The sequence below is a fragment of the Pseudomonas mendocina genome (assembly GCF_003008615.1).
Taxonomy (GTDB): domain Bacteria; phylum Pseudomonadota; class Gammaproteobacteria; order Pseudomonadales; family Pseudomonadaceae; genus Aquipseudomonas; species Aquipseudomonas mendocina_C.
The window spans coordinates 1044820-1061770 of record NZ_CP027657.1; the positions used below are offsets into that span (position 1 = coordinate 1044820).

At 63.3% G+C, this 16951-nt stretch carries 15 protein-coding genes and 1 riboswitch; of the genes, 9 read left to right on the top strand and 6 right to left on the bottom strand.

Features of this window, described 5'->3' with window-relative positions:
• Positions 1-191: 191 nt before the first annotated feature.
• Positions 192-1220, bottom strand: a complete 1029-nt coding sequence (locus C7A17_RS04900) for an amino acid ABC transporter substrate-binding protein (RefSeq protein WP_106736967.1) — start codon at positions 1218-1220, stop codon at positions 192-194.
• Positions 1221-1699: 479 nt separating this feature from the next.
• Between C7A17_RS04900 and C7A17_RS04905 the strand changes: the two genes are divergently transcribed.
• From C7A17_RS04905 to C7A17_RS04935, 7 genes are all read left to right on the top strand, one after another.
• A complete protein-coding gene (locus C7A17_RS04905; RefSeq protein WP_106736968.1) occupies positions 1700-2359 on the top strand; it encodes an alpha/beta hydrolase in 660 nt (219 codons plus the stop codon).
• A 109-nt stretch (positions 2360-2468) separates the two neighbouring features.
• Complete coding sequence (locus C7A17_RS04910) at positions 2469-4370, top strand: acyl-CoA synthetase (RefSeq protein ID WP_106736969.1); 1902 nt, start codon at positions 2469-2471, stop codon at positions 4368-4370.
• A 191-nt stretch (positions 4371-4561) separates the two neighbouring features.
• Positions 4562-5500, top strand: coding sequence for a GGDEF domain-containing protein (locus tag C7A17_RS04915; RefSeq protein ID WP_106736970.1), 939 nt, complete (start codon positions 4562-4564; stop codon positions 5498-5500).
• Positions 5501-5604: 104 nt separating this feature from the next.
• Positions 5605-6768, top strand: a complete 1164-nt coding sequence (locus tag C7A17_RS04920) for a dipeptidase (protein ID WP_106736971.1) — start codon at positions 5605-5607, stop codon at positions 6766-6768.
• A 110-nt stretch (positions 6769-6878) separates the two neighbouring features.
• Complete coding sequence (gene rhlB / locus C7A17_RS04925; RefSeq protein ID WP_106736972.1) at positions 6879-8321, top strand: ATP-dependent RNA helicase RhlB; 1443 nt, start codon at positions 6879-6881, stop codon at positions 8319-8321.
• Positions 8322-8395: 74 nt separating this feature from the next.
• Positions 8396-9535: an NAD(P)/FAD-dependent oxidoreductase gene (locus C7A17_RS04930; RefSeq protein WP_106736973.1), complete on the top strand. Its 1140-nt coding sequence runs from the start codon at positions 8396-8398 to the stop codon at positions 9533-9535.
• Entirely contained in the window at positions 9520-9957 is a 438-nt protein-coding gene (locus C7A17_RS04935; RefSeq protein WP_106736974.1) for a hypothetical protein, read from the top strand. The genes C7A17_RS04930 and C7A17_RS04935 overlap by 16 nt, the downstream gene beginning before the upstream one ends.
• Positions 9958-9964: 7 nt before the next feature.
• Here the strand turns inward: C7A17_RS04935 and C7A17_RS04940 are convergent, their stop codons facing one another.
• Together C7A17_RS04940 and mntP are read right to left on the bottom strand one after the other, a co-directional pair.
• Positions 9965-10882, bottom strand: coding sequence for a hypothetical protein (locus C7A17_RS04940; protein WP_234035885.1), 918 nt, complete (start codon positions 10880-10882; stop codon positions 9965-9967).
• 2 nt (positions 10883-10884) lie between these two features.
• On the bottom strand, positions 10885-11454 hold the full coding sequence (gene mntP / locus C7A17_RS04945; protein ID WP_106736975.1) for a manganese efflux pump MntP: 570 nt from the start codon (positions 11452-11454) through the stop codon (positions 10885-10887).
• 5 nt (positions 11455-11459) lie between these two features.
• Positions 11460-11624, bottom strand: a riboswitch (yybP-ykoY riboswitch).
• Positions 11625-11778: 154 nt separating this feature from the next.
• Here mntP and C7A17_RS04950 point away from each other — a divergent pair.
• On the top strand, positions 11779-12210 hold the full coding sequence (locus C7A17_RS04950; RefSeq protein ID WP_106736976.1) for a disulfide bond formation protein B: 432 nt from the start codon (positions 11779-11781) through the stop codon (positions 12208-12210).
• Positions 12207-12863, top strand: a complete 657-nt coding sequence (locus C7A17_RS04955) for a DsbA family protein (RefSeq protein WP_106736977.1) — start codon at positions 12207-12209, stop codon at positions 12861-12863. Before C7A17_RS04950 ends, C7A17_RS04955 begins: the two co-directional genes overlap by 4 nt.
• A gap of 35 nt (positions 12864-12898) precedes the next feature.
• On the opposite strand, the gene C7A17_RS04960 is transcribed toward C7A17_RS04955, so the two are convergent.
• From C7A17_RS04960 to C7A17_RS04970, 3 genes are all read right to left on the bottom strand, one after another.
• Positions 12899-13204: a hypothetical protein gene (locus C7A17_RS04960; protein ID WP_106736978.1), complete on the bottom strand. Its 306-nt coding sequence runs from the start codon at positions 13202-13204 to the stop codon at positions 12899-12901.
• Between the two features lie 64 nt (positions 13205-13268).
• On the bottom strand, positions 13269-14255 hold the full coding sequence (locus C7A17_RS04965) for a TerC family protein (RefSeq protein ID WP_106736979.1): 987 nt from the start codon (positions 14253-14255) through the stop codon (positions 13269-13271).
• 198 nt (positions 14256-14453) lie between these two features.
• A complete protein-coding gene (locus tag C7A17_RS04970; protein WP_106742741.1) occupies positions 14454-16814 on the bottom strand; it encodes a DNA polymerase II in 2361 nt (786 codons plus the stop codon).
• Between the last annotated feature and the right edge of the window lie 137 nt (positions 16815-16951).

The following is a 16951-nucleotide window of genomic DNA, read 5'->3' on the forward strand; positions in this document are numbered from 1 at the left end:
GTAGTCGGAAACGACAACGGCAGGCTCCCGAGAACCCGTCCAAAGCCTGCTGCGCGTCGGGCCTGCTGTGTCAAAAACAGGCTCAGAATGCTCATTTACAACTCGTAAACTGCGCTTCTTCGCCTGTTTTTTCCTTGCATGCCTCTAGCTCGCGAGCCTTTGAACAGATTCTCGCCTGCCGTTGTGGATGGTCAGCGCACTGGCGGTGCGTATTGCAGACCACCCTTGTTCCACAGGGCGTTGAGACCACGCTCGATCTTCAGCTCGCTGCCGGCACCGACGTTGCGATCGAAGGATTCGCCGTAGTTACCCACTTGCTTGACGATCTGAACAGCCCAGTCTTTCGGCAGTTTCAGATCCTTGCCGAACTCACCTTCGGTACCCAGCAGACGAGCGACGTCCGGGTTCTTGGTGGTTTTGGCAGTTTCTTCGACGTTGGCCGAGGTCACGCCCAGTTCTTCGGCGTTGAGCATGGCGAACAGGGTCCAGCGCACGATGTCGAACCACTCCTCGTCACCCTGACGAACGGATGGGCCGAGCGGTTCCTTGGAGATGACTTCCGGCAGTACGACGTAGTCGTCCGGGTTGGCCAGCTTGATGCGCTGTGCGTACAGCTGAGACTGGTCGGAGGTCAGTACGTCACAACGGCCAGCTTCGACCGATTTGGCGCTCTCGTCGGAGGTATCGTAGGTGATGGGGGTGTACTTCAGGCCATTGGCACGGAAGTAGTCGGAGAGGTTCAGCTCGGTAGTGGTACCGGCCTGGATGCACACGGTGGCGCCGTCCAGTTCCTTGGCGCTGGAAACGCCCAGCTTCTTGTTCACCAGGAAGCCTTGGCCGTCGTAGTAGGTCACGCCGGTGAAGTTCAGGCCCAGAGCCGCATCACGCGAGCTGGTCCAGGTGGTGTTGCGCGACAGAATGTCGACTTCGCCGGATTGCAGAGCGGTGAAGCGCTCCTTGGCGGTCAGCGGGCTGTACTTGACCTTGGTGGCGTCACCGAATACCGCAGCAGCAACAGCGCGGCAGACATCAACGTCCAGCCCCAGGTAATTGCCTTTTTCATCGGCGTAGGAGAAGCCCGGCAGACCATCGCTGATGCCGCACTGCACGAAGCCTTTTTTCTGTACCGCGTCCAGGGTGGCACCGGCTTGCGCGAAGCCGCTGACACCAAGCACAGCTGCGGTGGTCAGCATTGCCAGGGTGGATTTCACCATCTTCATCAAAAACCTCCAGTTGCTCTTGTTGTGTTGGAGTCTCCGTCCTACTTCCCCACCCTTTTGAGGCCTGCGCGCCGCTGGCAGCAACGGCGACGACGAGAAGATCGGACGTCAGGCATGAGTCTAGTCGGCGATGCCCTCTGCTGGCCAACCGACTCTCACCCTGCCCATTGGTTGAACGGGCTAGAGACGGATCGTCGTCCACCAGGACGGTAGTGCCCCGGTGGCTTGAGTCAAGGAACCCCACACAGCAGATTCCTGCCTGTTGAGCAGCGGGCAATGGCACAGTGTTACCGTTACCGCGCTACCTCGTCAGTCCGTCTCAGCCATAGCAAGCGCCGTACCAGCGTCATGCGAAATGCAGCATAGCTGCCGGTCAAGAGCAAAAGTTGCACCCGTGCGACAACTTATTCACAGATTAGCCAAGCCTGAAAAAAGGCGCCGCCCCATTTTCGAGCAGGCGCACCACCCTGGAGCTACCAATGACCCCACCCATGATTCTGCAGCCCCCACACACCGCTGATGCCTGCGTGATCTGGCTGCATGGCCTGGGCGCCGATCGCTATGATTTTCTGCCGGTGGCCGAGGCCCTGCAGGAGCGTCTGCCCAGTACACGCTTCGTGTTGCCGCAGGCACCAACCCGCCCGGTGACCATCAACGGCGGCTGGAGCATGCCAAGCTGGTACGACATCCTGGCCATGACCCCGGCCCGCGCCATCGACGAGCAGCAGATGGAGGCGTCAGCTCAGCAGGTACTGGATCTGATCCAGGCCGAACTGGACAGTGGCATCGAGGCCCGCCGCATCGTGCTTGCAGGCTTTTCCCAGGGCGGCGCGGTGGTGCTGCATACCGCCTTCCTGCGCTGCACCGAGGCGCTCGGCGGTGTGCTGGCACTGTCCACCTACGCCCCGACTTTCAGCGATGAAATGAGTCTGGCAGATACAAAAAGACAACTGCCGGTGCTTTGTTTGCATGGCAGATTCGACGACGTCGTAACCCCCGATATGGGACGCGCCGCTTTCGACCGTCTGCACGCTCGATCTGTACCGGTACAGTGGCGCGACTACCCGATGGCCCACGAGGTCATTCCGGAAGAGATTCGCGACATCGCCGACTGGCTGAGCCAACTGCTCACCAGCTGAACAGTGCCGTAGGGTGCGCCCTGCGCACCACAGAGCCGGCACCGGATTCGACCCGGTGCGCACGGCGATACCCTACATGCTGGCAACCCGCCCCGGAGAAGAAGCACGAATGAGCACAGCGCCCCTGATCCGCACAAAGCAGGACATCGAAACGATCGAGCGCACCCCGCTCGCCGAACGCGACCTGCCACCGAGCACCTATGAGCTGATCCGCCGCACGGCACAGGCCCACCCCGACGCTCCAGCCCTGTCGTTCATCCTCCAGGGCACGGGCGAAGAAACCCCACTGCGCCTGAACTACCGCGAACTGCTGGGCAAGATCACCCAAACCGCCAATGCCTTCCACCGCCTGGGCTTGCAACCGGGCAAGGCCGTGTCGTTCCTGTTGCCCAATCTGCCGCAGACCCACTACACCATCTGGGGCGGCGAAGCGGCGGGCATCGTCAACGCGATCAACCCGCTGCTCGATCAAGAACATATCGCCGAGCTGATCCATGCATCCGACTCCGAACTGCTGGTCACCCTGGCGCCCTTCCCCGGCACCGACCTGTGGGCCAAGGTCGACGCCCTGCGTGAACAACTGCCGGAGCTGAAGGCGATTCTCTGTGTGGACATGGCCAACCTGCTGCCTGAACCTCAGCGCAGCGCCATCAAGGCGCAACGCGGGCCGTTGCCTGAGGGCGTACTGGACTTCGACGCGACCATCGCAGACTGCCCCGCCGACCATCTGGAAAGCGGCCGTGTGATCGCAGCAGACGACATCGCCAGCTACTTCCATACCGGCGGCACCACCGGTACACCGAAACTGGCGCCGCATAGCCATGGCAACGAAGTGGCGATGGCCTACAGCATGAACCTGGTCACCCGTTTCGGTTCAGGCGACGTGACGCTGTGCGGCCTGCCGCTGTTTCACGTCAATGGCGTCATCGTCACCGGCCTTACGGCCTTTATCGGTGGTGCGGAAGTGTTGCTGGCCACACCGCAGGGTTATCGCAATACCACGCTGATCAGCAATTTCTGGAAGGTCATCGAGCGCCACAAGGTGAGTTTCTTCAGCGGCGTACCGACTATCTATGCCGGCCTGCTGCAGATCCCCAGCGAAGGCTATGACCTGTCCTCGCTGAAGTACGCCCTGTGCGGCGCCGCGCCGATGCCGGTGGAGCTGATTCGCCAGTTCGAGACCAAGACCGGCCTGGCCCTGCTCGAAGGCTATGGGCTGACCGAAGGCACCTGCGGCAGTTGTGCCAACCCGCCGGCGGGCGAGCGCCGTCCTGGCTCCATCGGTCTGCCGATGCCTTACTGCGCAGTCAGCATCAAGGTGCTCGACGAACAGGGACAGTACCTGCGCGAGGCCGCGCCCAACGAAATCGGCAACCTGTGCATCCGTGGCGCCACGGTGTTCAAGGGCTACCTGCAGGCGAGCAAGAATGCCGGCATCTGGGTCGATGGCGACTGGTTCAACACCGGCGACCTCGGCCGTGTCGATGCGGAGGGTTACATCTGGCTGACCGGACGCAGCAAGGATCTGATCATTCGCGGCGGTCACAACATCGACCCGCAGATGATCGAGGAGGCCCTGCACAAGCATCCCGCCGTGGCCATGGCCGCCGCCGTCGGCAAACCCGACGAGAAAGCCGGTGAACTGCCGGTGGTCTACATCCAGCTCAAGCCCGGCACCGAGGTCAGCGAAGCCGAACTGCTCGAGCATGCCGCCGCGCATATCCCCGAGCGCGCCGCCGTGCCCAAAGACGCCTGGATCATCGACGCCATTCCGCTGACCGCGGTAGGCAAGACATTCAAACCGGCGCTGCGCTTCGATGCCATTACCCGTGTCTACCAGGCCGCACTGATCGATCTGCATCCAGCCATTCAGGTCGAGGTACTGAGCGACGACAAGGCCGGGCAACTGGCCCATATCCACCTGCCCAGCCAGGAACAGGCACTTGTGCCTGCCATTGGCGAGCGCCTGGCAGGCTATGCCGTAGGGCACCGCATCCACCTTGTATCGTGACGCCGAGCGCGCAAGGACGCGCGCCAGTTAACAGCCTGGCATCAACACCGCACCACTGGTCGGCCCAACTTTGGGCAAGCATTGCCACGCCTTCAGCGCGGGAATAATGTCGAAACTCGTTCATGACCACGACACGGAGCGTTTGCGATGCCATCCGGCCTCGACGCCCAGACAGGCCCGACAAGACCGCGATGAAACCGGCGCATTGGCAGGCAGACCTGCAACAAGTTCGAGAGTTGCGACTGTTCCAGAAAGTCGCAGTCAGCAGCCTGGATCAGTTGCTGCGAGAGTTTCGTGCCTGCGAGCTGGAGGCCGGCGAAGTCCTGCTATCCCCCTTCAACCGCAACCAACACCTCTACCTGCTGATAGAAGGCCAGCTCCGGGTCTACCTCGGCTCGCTGGATAACCAGGCCGTCAGTACCCTGGAAGTCGGTGACTGCGCCGGCGAGATCAGCTTCATCGACAATGAGCATCCCTCTGCCTACGTGGTAGCCGAGTGCCCCTCCACGGTGCTGCGCCTGCACCGTGAATCGCTGGTCGCACTGTTCCAGCAATCGCCACAAATGATGCAGAACCTGCTGGAGTTGCTGTGCGAGCGAGTGCGCCAGGGCAACCGGCTGATCCTCGATAGCGAACAGAACGCCAACGTCGACACCCTCACCAGCTGCTTCAACCGGCGCTGGCTCGAGCACGTGTTCGAGCGCGAGAGCACCCGCTGCGCCTTCAATGACGAACCGATGTCGTTGCTGATGCTGGATGTCGATCACTTCAAGGCCTACAACGACCAGCACGGCCACCTGGCCGGCGACTATGCCCTGTGCCTGGTGGCACACACGCTGCGCAGTCAACTGCGACCCAAGGACAGCCTGGTGCGTTTCGGCGGTGAAGAGTTCGTCATCGTGCTGCCCGAGATCAGTGATCTGGAGGCACGCAGCATCGGTGAGCGTCTGCGCGTGAGCCTGGAGCAGATCGCCTCCTTCTACTCACCGGTCGGCGTCCTGCCCGGCGTGACCATCTCCATCGGCCTGGCACAGATGCAGCACCAGGACAGCCTGCAAAGCCTGATCGCCCGCGCCGATGCCGCGCTGTACCAGGCCAAGCAGCAAGGGCGTAACTGCCTCTGCGGTTGAGCCGTCTTGTTTGGTGCGCACGACACGCCCTACCGTAGGGTGCGCCGTGCACGCCGCTTCCCTGCTAGAGTGCCCGGCATAACAACACGCCCGGATGGCTTCTCATGCGCAAACTGCTGATCGCTGTGCTTCTGCTCGTCCCTCTTTCCGCCCTCGCCTTTCTGGGCCTGCCCCAGATACTCGACGCACAGATGAACAGTGTGGCCAGCCCGCCACCCTATCCAGCCAGCGCCAGCGCGCAGAAGTTGCACCAGGGATTGTTCGTCGCCGACCTGCACGACGACGCCCTGCTCTGGGAGCGAGACCTGCTCAAGCGCTACGACTACGGCCACTCCGATCTGCCACGCATGCTCGAGGGCCGACTCGGCCTGCAGGTGTTCTCCACCGTGACCAAAACCCCACGCGGCCTGAACATGGAGAGCAACGGCGCCGACAGCGACAACATCACCCTGCTGGCCATGGCCCAGCGCTGGCCGCGGGAAACCTGGAGCAGCCTGCTGCAACGTGCGCTGTATCAGGCGCAGAAGCTCAAGGACGCCGCGGCCGACAGCGACGGCCGCTTGGTGTTGATCCGCACGCGTGGCGACCTCGCCCGCTTCGTCGAAGCCTGGCAACAGGATCCGCGCCGCGTCGCCGGTCTGCTCGCCACCGAAGGCCTGCAACCCATCGAAGGCAAACTGGAGAACATCGACATGCTGTATGACGCCGGCTTTCGCATCGCCGGCCTCACCCACTTCTTCGACAACGAAGTCGGCGGCTCCGCCCATGGCCTGAAGAAAGGTGGCCTGACCCCATTGGGTCGCCAGGTCATCGCACGCCTGGAAGAGAAATCCATGCTGGTGGATCTGGCCCACGCCTCACGCCCGCTGATCGACGACGTACTGGCCATGGCCAAGCGCCCGGTGCTGGTCTCTCATACCGGCGTCGAAGGCACCTGCGCCGGCACGCGCAACCTCAGTGACCAGCACATGCAGGCCATCGCTGCCACGGGCGGAGTGATCGGCATCGGTTACTGGAGCACAGCCGTGTGCGACACCTCGGTCGCCGCCATCGTCAAAGCCATCCGCTACACCGCCGACAAGGTTGGCGTCGAACACGTTGCCCTGGGCTCGGATTTCAACGGCACCGTGCATACGCCATTCGATGTCACCGGCCTTGCGCAGATTACCGAAGGCCTGCAGAAAGCAGGCTTCGACGATACGGCCATCGCCGCGATCATGGGTGGTAACGTGCAGCGCCTGTTGCTGGCCAGCCTGCCGGAGAAATGAGACGCGCGACGCGCTGCCCTCTTGACAGACGCGAGCGAAGCACTTCGCCACGCCCGCGTCTTGCATTACACTGGCGGGCGTTGACTCCTTAACCAATCGATGAGAAGCCCGTGCTCAAAGCACTCAAGAAAATGTTCGGCAAAGCCGAAGGCGAGCAGCCACAACCGGCACCTACGCCCGTAACACCCGTCCAGGCCAAGGCCGGCGACCAGGAAAAGCCTGGCCGCAAAGACAAACCATCACGCAAACCTGAGACAAGCGCTGCCGCTCAGGAAGGCCAGGCCCGTCCGCCCAAGGCCGACAAACCCCGCCGCGAGCGCCCGGCCAAGCCAGTAAACACCTGGAAACTGGAAGACTTCGTGGTCGAACCGGCCGAAGGCAAGACGCGCTTCCATGACTTCAAGCTCGCTCCCGAGCTGATGCATGCCATTCACGACCTCGGCTTCCCCTACTGCACGCCGATTCAGGCGGGCGTACTGGGCTACACCCTCAAGGGCCAGGACGCCATCGGTCGCGCCCAGACCGGAACCGGCAAGACTGCCGCGTTCCTCATCTCGATCATCACCCAGTTGCTGCAGACCCCGCCGCCGAAAGAACGCTACATGGGTGAGCCACGTGCACTGATCATCGCGCCGACCCGTGAACTGGTGGTGCAGATCGCCAAGGACGCCGCCGAGCTGACCAAGTACACCGGCCTCAACGTCATGCAATTCGTTGGCGGCATGGACTTCGACAAGCAGCTCAAGCAGCTGGAATCGCGCTTCTGCGACATCCTCGTGGCCACCCCCGGCCGCCTGCTTGACTTCAACCAGCGCGGCGAGGTGCACCTGGACATGGTCGAGGTGATGGTGCTCGACGAAGCCGACCGCATGCTCGACATGGGCTTCATCCCGCAGGTGCGCCAAATCATCCGCCAGACGCCGATGAAGGGCGAGCGCCAGACCCTGCTGTTCTCTGCCACCTTCACCGAAGACGTGATGAACCTGGCAAAGCAGTGGACGGTCAACCCGGCCATCGTCGAGATCGAGCCGGAGAACGTCGCCAGCGACACCGTCGAGCAGCACGTCTACGCCGTGGCCTCGGCCGACAAGTACAAGCTGCTGTACAACCTGATCAGCCAGAACGACTGGACGCGGGTGATGGTCTTCGCCAACCGCAAGGACGAAGTGCGCCGTATCGAAGAGCGTCTGACCCGCGACGGCATCAGCGCCGTGCAGATGTCCGGTGACATTCCGCAGCACAAGCGCATCCGCGCGCTGGAAGGCTTCCGTGAAGGCAAGATCCGCGTCATGGTCGCCACCGACGTGGCCGGCCGCGGCATTCACGTCGACGCCATCAGCCACGTGATCAACTTCACCCTGCCGGAAGACCCGGACGACTACGTGCACCGCATCGGCCGTACCGGCCGTGCCGGCACCAGCGGCACCTCGATCAGCTTCGCCGGTGAAGACGACGCCTTCGCCCTGCCGCCGATCGAGGAGTTGATCGGCCGCAAGATCCAGTGCGAAATGCCGCCGGACGAATTGCTCAAACCGGTACCGCGCAAGCACTGAGGCGGCGCAGACAGAACAAAGGCGAAGCCCTCCGGCTTCGCCTTTTTCATTTGATCCAGTTGATTCGATACGCCATGCAGCACTGCGATTACCTGATCATCGGCGCCGGCATTGCTGGCGCCTCCACCGGTTATTTCCTCGCCAGCCACGGCAAGACACTCCTGCTCGAACGCGAAGCGCAGCCCGGCTATCACTCCACAGGGCGCTCGGCGGCACTGTATACCGTGGCCTACGGCACGCCGCAGGTACGCGCGCTGACCGCCGCCAGCCGCGCCTTTTTCGACGCGCCACCAGCCGGTTTTGCCGAACATCCCCTCCTCACGCCGCGTGGCGAGCTGGTGGTGGATTTCAGCGGTGACGCCAGCGAGTTGCAGCGCCAGTACGAGCAGGCCCGGGAACATGTCGCCGAGGCTCGCCTGTTCAGCGCTGACGAAGCCTGCGCACTGGTTCCGGTGCTGCGCCGTGAACTCGTGCATGGCGCTCTGTTCGACCCCAGCGCCGCCGATATCGATACCGCGGCGCTACACCAGGGCTACCTGCGCGGCATCCGCCAGCAAGGCGGGGAGATTCATTGCAACCGCGAGGTGCTGACGATCAGCCGCCAGGCAGGCGGCTGGCAAGTGGATTGCGCAGGGCAACGCTACCGCGCGGCCGTGCTGATCAACGCGGCAGGCGCCTGGTGCGATGAGATCGCACATCTGGCCGGCCTGCCCGGTATCGGCCTGCAACCCAAACGCCGTGCAGCATTCACCTTCGATGGCCCGGCGGGCGTCGACTGCCAAGCCTGGCCAGCCCTGGTCAGCCTCGAAGAATCCTTCTACTTCAAGCCCGATGCCGGCCTGCTGCTGGGCTCGCCAGCCAATGCCGACCCGGTGACAGCGCATGACGTGCAACCGGAAGAGCTGGACATCGCTCTGGGCATCCATCAGATCGAGTGCCACACCACGCTACGGATTCGCCGCCCGGCGCATACCTGGGCAGGCCTGCGCAGTTTCGTCGCCGACGGCGATCTGGTCGGCGGCTTCGACACCCAGGCGGATGATTTCTTCTGGATCGCGGCTCAGGGCGGCTACGGCATCCAGACCAGTGCCGCCATGGGCCACGCCTGCGCAGCACTGATCCGTCGGCAGCCACTGCCGCCGTCGCTACAGCAGCTCGGCCTCAGCGAAGCGCTGCTCAGCCCAGCACGGTTATCCACATGCGAACCACGCTGATTCGGCTGCTACAGGGGCTGTGCCTGCTGCCAGGCACCGCCCTGTTCATCGGTCTGCTGACCTGCCAGTTACAGCAAGCGTGCCAGGTACTGGCCTGGCCGCTGTTGACGGAGCCAGACGGCCATCTCGCCATCGAGCTGGTGCTGGCCTGCTTACCCGCATTCGCGCTGTTTCTGCTGGCCGCCTGCGGTCTGTTGCGGCGCGCTCAACCCGTGACGGTGCTGCTGGTCTTCGCTCTGTGCGCTGCGTTTGCGGCGTACTGCGCCGTCAACCTGCTCGCCAGCGCCTACGGCAACACCTGGACACCAGGCGAGATTTTCCACGAGTTATTCCTAAGCAACCTGGACTTGCTTGTACTGGCGCTGTCGCCAGGTCTGGGGCTGCTGGTACTGCTGGAATGGCTCAACCACCCGCGCCTTTGAGTACGTTCTACTCCTCCTCGGCCGCTTCTTCGTGCTTGGCCGAGCTGTCTAGCTCGTGACGGAAACCGTCATCCTTGTTCAGGCTCAATTCCAGCACCCGATCACGCCCACCTTCGGCGATCAGGTAACGACCGTCGTCCAGCGGCAGGATCGTCTGCGGCGCCTTGAGGAAGGACAGCACGGTGGTCTGCTCGCCCTGCGCATCGACCAGCAGCAAACGGGCGCGATGGGTCGAGTCCTCGCTGATCCACAAGCCCTGCTCGTCGCACAACAGGAACGTCGGGTTACGCAGGCCATCGATCACCACGGGATCGCGGCCATCCTCGCGCAACTCGCGAATCACCCCGGTTTCCTTTTCGCTGTAGAGCATACGCCCGTCCGTGCAGCGGGTGATCGACTCGGTTTCCGACAGGTTGTCGCGCACCACGCTCAGTTGCTGGTCATCCCAGCGATAGCGCCACAGCCGGCCGTTGCCCTTGCGATCCTCGATGGCATACAGGTAGTGGCCATCGTCCCACAGCCCCTGCACCTGGTCGCCTTCGAACAGCGCCGAGACGCGTTCGCCCAACAGGAAGCTAACTGGCTTGTCGCCCGCCTCCTGGCTGAAGACCAGACCACCACGGGCGCTGAGCAGACCATCGGGCTTGGACAGGCCCTGAACCACCACCTCGCGCTCGCCATCAGGCTGCATCAGCAGGATGCTGCCGCGGCCATCCTGCAGCTCCTGGCTGACCAGGATGCCGCCGCCCGGAGCCCGCGCTAGCCCGGCAGCCTTCTGCACGCTGTCGTAGGCAACGCGATATGACCAGCCATTGGCGGCCTGCACGGGAAAGAAATACTGCCAGGCGAAGAACACCAGGGCGGCGGCGACTAGCGCGGCAGCAGCCAGCAGTGCGTTTTTCAGCAAACGCAGAGACATGTTCATGTTTACAGACTCGCAAAGTGTTCGTAGAGAATCGTCGCGCCAACCAGCATCAGCACCACGCCGCCGAGTATCTCGGCGCGCTTGCCAACCAATTGACCGAGCATACGACCGAGCAACATGCCCAATGTCACCATGAGGGAGGTGGCCAGACCGATACAAAGTGCTGCAACCAGGATGTTCACCTCGACGAACGCCAGGCTCACACCGACAGCCAGCGCATCGATGCTGGTGGCCACGGCGGTGATGGCCAGTACCCAGAAGGAATGGCGCGCGGGTCGATCTTCTGGCTCGTCCTCATCGGTGCTGAGCCCGGCATGGATCATATGCAGGCCGAGCCCGACCAGCAGGATGAAGGCGATCCAGTGATCCCACTCGAGGACGAAGCGGCTGGCCGCCTGGCCGATCAGCCAACCGATGATCGGCGTGATGGCTTCGATGGTGCCGAAGATCAACCCTGCGCGCAGGGCTTCGGCAAAGCGTGGCTTGTGCAGGCCCGAGCCCTTGCCGATGGCAGCCGCGAAGGCATCCGTCGACATGGCGAAGGACAGAAGAAGCAGCGAGAGAGGATTCAAGGGAAACTCCAGCCGGGCCTGAGTCAACGACAAGCCACTGCGCGCCCGACCTGGCACAGGACTGTCGTTGGTCTCACCAATCCCAGCGGATGCGTTGGCCACGGCAGGTTGCCGAGAATGTTGACCAACGCGCCGAGGCTAACGCGACGGCAGGCTACTCCCCAAAGAGGCGCGCAGAATAGCAGAACCCCGGCGAGAAGGCGTACCGGCCGTCAGCCGCCATTCGCTTTCGCGGCTTGACCCTGTAGCCGCTTCAGGGTGTTCACTCGGCGCCCGATTGGCGACCTCAACGGGGTTGCCTGCCCTCAACCACGAGCCCCGTCGATGAGTACCACACCACCCTCTCCTGCCTGGACACCTTTACTGCTGGCCTGGCTATTGGCCTTGTCCGCCACCCTCGCCGCCCTGTTCATCGGCGAGGTCATGGGGCAGGCGCCCTGCGTACTGTGCTGGTTCCAGCGCATCTTCATGTTCCCGCTGGCCCTGATTCTCGCCGTGGCCTGCTACCGCGCGGACTTCGCCGTCTGGCACTACGCCCTGCCGCTGTCGGTCATTGGCGGACTGATCGCCCTCGGCCACAGCCTGCTGTACTTCGGCATCATCCCGCAGCGCATCCAGCCGTGCAGCGCCAGCGGCCCATCCTGTACCGATGCCAACATGACCATCCTCGGCCTGCCGCTGCCTTTGCTGGCCCTGGCCACTTTCGCCCTGATCACCATCCTGCTGCTCATCGTTCGCCGGAGAACCCTGCAATGACCCGCAAAACCCTGGTCGTCACCCTCAGCCTGCTGATTCTTGCCGTATTCGCTGGTGCGGCCCTGCTTTACCAGGGGCTGGCGCCCTCGGAGCAGCACACCGAAGCCCCACATCCGGTTCAGGACAGCAGCAACCTGGTACGTTTCCACTCCCCCGTGGTCGGGCCGGCCAAGGCCCCGGTCACCATCGTCGAGTTCTTCGATCCGTCCTGCGAGGCATGCCGGGCATTCCACCCCTACGTCAAACAGATACTCGCCGAGAATCCACAAAGCGTGCGTCTGGTGATCCGCTACACCCTGTTCCACCAGGCCTCGGAGCAAGCCGCGCGCCTGCTGGAGGCCGCGCGCAAGCAGGATATCTATCTGCCGGTGCTCGACGCTATCCTTCAGGCCCAGCCGCAATGGCATGACGACGCCAGCGCCGCCAAGGCCTGGGAGGCAGCCGAGAAAGTCGGTCTGGACGTAGCCAAGGCACGCGAGGAGATGCATTCACCGGCTATCGACGCCATCTTGAAGACCGACATGCAGGATGTGCAGACCGTAGGTGTACGCGGCACGCCGACCTTCTTCGTCAATGGCCAGCCGCTGCGTGAATTCGGCCCAGCCCCATTGCGGGCACTGGTGATGGAGGAAGTCGCGCGGGCAGGCAACTAGCCCACCCCGCCGTCTCGATACAGGGCGTTGCGACCTCAGGTCTCGACGCCCTGGGCCTCGAGCTGATCCGCCTTCTGTGGCTCGGCTTCATCGTCCTTCTCGGCCTGCTCCTCGCCTTCTTTACCCAGGGCGCGGTTGGTGGATTCCTGCAGGGAATCCACCTGGCGATTGACCTCATCGACCACCTCGCCAACCGAGTCACTGATCAGCGCCTGGGCTTCCTTTTTCGCCTCTTCGGCCAATTTCTGCGCGGACTGCTCGGCAGCATCGCAGCCGACCAGGGCGATCAGTGCCAGGCCCAGTGCGGCAGGCGCTAGGCGGTGTTTCCAAGGTTTGTACATCAGGTTTCTCCAGTGTCGAAAGCCCGGCCACGCGTGGGGCGTGGCCGGGCGAAAAGCTTGTCCGTCAGAGCTTGGCGGGCGGCTGACCACGGGTCTTGTACAGCGACAGCAGCACGCCGCCGATCAACAGGCCCAGGGTCACGCTCAGCGACACCACGGCCGGGATCTTGCCGATGATGCCGACCAGGAAGATCTTGGCGCCGATGAACACCAGCACCAGCGCCAACGCGTACTTGAGGTAGGCGAAACGGTGGATCAGTGCCGCCAGGGCGAAGTACAGGGCGCGCAAGCCAAGGATGGCGAAGATGTTCGAGGTGTAGACGATGAACGGATCCTGGGTGATGGCGAAGATCGCCGGTACGCTGTCGATGGCGAACATCAGATCGGCGCACTCGATCAGGATCAACGCCAGGAACAGCGGCGTCACCCACAGCACGCTGCGCCCCTTGCCGTCGTCCTGACGGATGAAGAAGCGCTCGCCGTGCAGGTCGTCGGTCACGCGCAGGTGCTTGCGCAGGAATTTCACCAGCACGTTGCTTTCCAGGTCAGGCTCGGCGTCCAGCTTGGAGAACAGCATCTTCACACCGGTGAAGAACAGGAAGGCGCCGAACACGTAGAGGATCCAGGCGAACTCGTGGATCAGCGCAGCGCCCAGGCCGATCATGATCGCCCGCAGCACCAGCACGCCCATGATTCCCCAGAACAGCACCTTGTGCTGGTACTGCCGCGGGATGGCGAGGAAGCTGAAGATCATGGCCATGAGAAACACGTTGTCCATCGACAGCGATTTCTCGATCAGAAAGCCGGTGACGTAATCCATGCTGGCGTCGCCGCCTTTCTGGAAGAACACCCAGACACCGAACAGCAGGCCTGCGGTGATGTAACCGGCGGACAGCAACAGACTCTCGCGCACGCCGATTTCGCGGTTATCGCGATGCAGCACGCCAAGGTCGAAGGCCAGCAGGGAGATGACGACAGCGATGAAGACCAGCCACAACCAGGTGGCCGTGCCGAGGAAGTCGGCGAAGAGGAACGGTTCTAGGGCAGTCATGAGCCCCTCCTACAGTCAGATTGAACAGACTGTGATTCCGACATCGCGGTATTAACCGCCAGAGGGGCCCGGCATCACGGGCGCAAAGATACTCAGGCCGCGAACGCCGCTCAATGGGGCGAATTTTGCAAAGTATTTCACGGCAAGTCGCCCGTTTCTCGACGCGGAGGTTCTGCCCAGAGCGGCGGCCGGAGTTTTTCAGAACAGCCCGAGTTGCCCGTCGACCAACCGCTCGAACTCACCGCCGACGAACGGCAGGATGGCATCGGCCACCGGTTTCAACTGGCGGCTTATGTAGTGCTCGTAGTCCACCGGTGACAGCAGGCGCTCCAGCGGTTGCGGCCCGCAGGTGGTGATCAGGTAGCTGATCCAGCCGCCGCGCTGGTACTGCAAGGGCCGGCCCAGGCGCTGATTGTGCTCGTCGGCCAGGCGCGCGGCGCGTACGTGCGGCGGCACGTTGCGCTGGTAGTCGTCGAGGCGCCGACGCAAACGCTTGCGATAGACCAGCAGCTCGTCCAGCTCACCGGCCAGGGTGCGCTTCACGTAGTCGCGCACGTAGTCCTCGTAGGGCTGGTCAGCGAACACCAGTCGGTACAGTTCCTGCTGAAAGCGCTGGGCCAGCGGCGACCAATCGGTGCGTACCGTTTCCAGCCCTTTGAACACCATGCGCTCACTACCATCGGCGCTGAGTACCAAGCCGGCATAGCGCTTCTTGCTGCCCTCCTCGGTGCCGCGAATGGTGGGCATCAGAAAGCGCCGGTAATGGGTCTCGAATTGCAGCTCCAGGGCGCTGGTCAGACCGTACTCGTGCTGCAGATGTTCTCGCCACCAGGCGTTGACGCGCGCCACCAGCACACGACCGATGCGCGTCGCCTCATCCTCGTCATGGGCGCGGCCGAGCCAGACGAAGGTGGAGTCGGTATCGCCGTAAATCACCGCATGCCCCTCGGCTTCGATCAGCTCGCGCGTGCGTTTCATGATCTGATGCCCGCGCAGGGTGATCGACGAGGCCAGGCGCGGGTCGAAGAAGCGGCAGCCACTGGAACCGAGCACACCATAGAAGGCGTTCATGATGATCTTCAGTGCCTGCGACAAGGCCGCGTTGCCCTCGCGCTTGGCCACTTCACGGCCCTGCCAGACGCGCTCGACGATGGCCGGCAGGCAATGCCGGGTACGCGAGAAACGCGCGCCGCGAAAGCCTTCCACCGAGTGTTCGTCATCCGGCTGGTGCAGCCCTTCGACCAGGCCCAGCGGATCGATCAAAAAGCTGCGGATGATCGACGGATACAGGCTCTTGTAGTCCAGTACCAACACCGAGTCGTACAGGCCGGGGTGCGAGTCCATGACGAAACCGCCGGGGCTGTTCTCGCCACGAATATCGCCGAGGTTCGGCGCGACGTAGCCCAAGCGGTGCATGGGCGGCAGGTACAGGTGGGTGAAGGCCGCCACCGAGCCACCGCTGCGGTCGGCGGCCAGGCCGGTGACGCTGGAGCGTTCCAGCAGGAAAGCGAGCAGATCGGTGTGGGCGAAGATGCGCGTGACCAGCTCGCAGTCCTTGAGGTTGTAGAGCGCCAGCGCCGGCTTGTCCTCGTCGAACATGCGCTGGATCTCGTCCATCCGCGCATAGGGCGTGTCGATGGCCTTGCCCTCGCCGAGCAGGGTTTGCGCCACCGATTCCAGGCTGAACGAAGGGAAGCTCCAGGTCGCCGAGCGTAGCGCCTCGATGCCATCGATGATCAACCGTCCGGCCGCCTCGGCGAAGTAGTGCTGGCTACTGTTGTGCTGGCGCCAGCCCATCACGTCGCCACCACGCCCCAGCAGCAGCGGCACCTTCAGTTGCTCAGCGTGATCGCGCAGCACCCGCAGGTCGAATTGCACCAGGTTCCAACCGATGATGGCGTCCGGATCATGCCGCTGCAGCCAGGCATTCAGGCGCTCGAGCAGCGCCTTGCGGCTGTCGCAGTACTCCAGGTCGAAGTCGACGATGCTGGCGTCGCCATTGGCCGGGCCGAGCATGTACACCTGGCGCTGGCCGCAGCCCTCCAGGGCGATGGAATACAGCTCGCCACGGGCGCTGGTCTCGATATCCAGCGACACCAGGCGCAGCGTCGGACGGTAATCGGCGGCGGGCTTGAGCGACTTGCACAGTAGGCTGCCGTCCGGCTGCTCGATACCGTCAAAGAGCACGCTGGCGGTGATAAAGCGCTCCATCAGGTAGCGATCCGGCGGGCGAATATCGGCCTCGTAGACGTCGACGCCGACCTGGCGCAGCTTCTTCTCCAACTGCAGCAACTGGCGGTACTGGCGGCAATACAGACCCAGCACCGGGCGGCGCTTGAAGTCGCGCAAGGCCAGCTCGCGCAGCTCGACGCCCTTCTCATTACGCAACAACGGCTCGGCCCAGGCGCGCTGCTCGGCGGGGATAAAGGCCACCGTCTCCTGGCACGGCAGGCGTATCTGACGCGGGCCAGCATCGGTCGCCAGCCAGAAGGCCACCTCGGTGCCCTCCGGCGTATCGCGCCAATGGCGGCTGAGCACGAAGCCTTGCTGGGGTTGCATCATCGGGATTGGGCTACGGATTCAAACTCGGTGCTTATGGGCTACTTGTGGGAGGGGCTTTAGCCGCGACCGTCGCTGCTAAAGCCCCTCCCACAGGGCATGTACTTCAAACTGGCCGGCCATTCTACGCCAGCGGT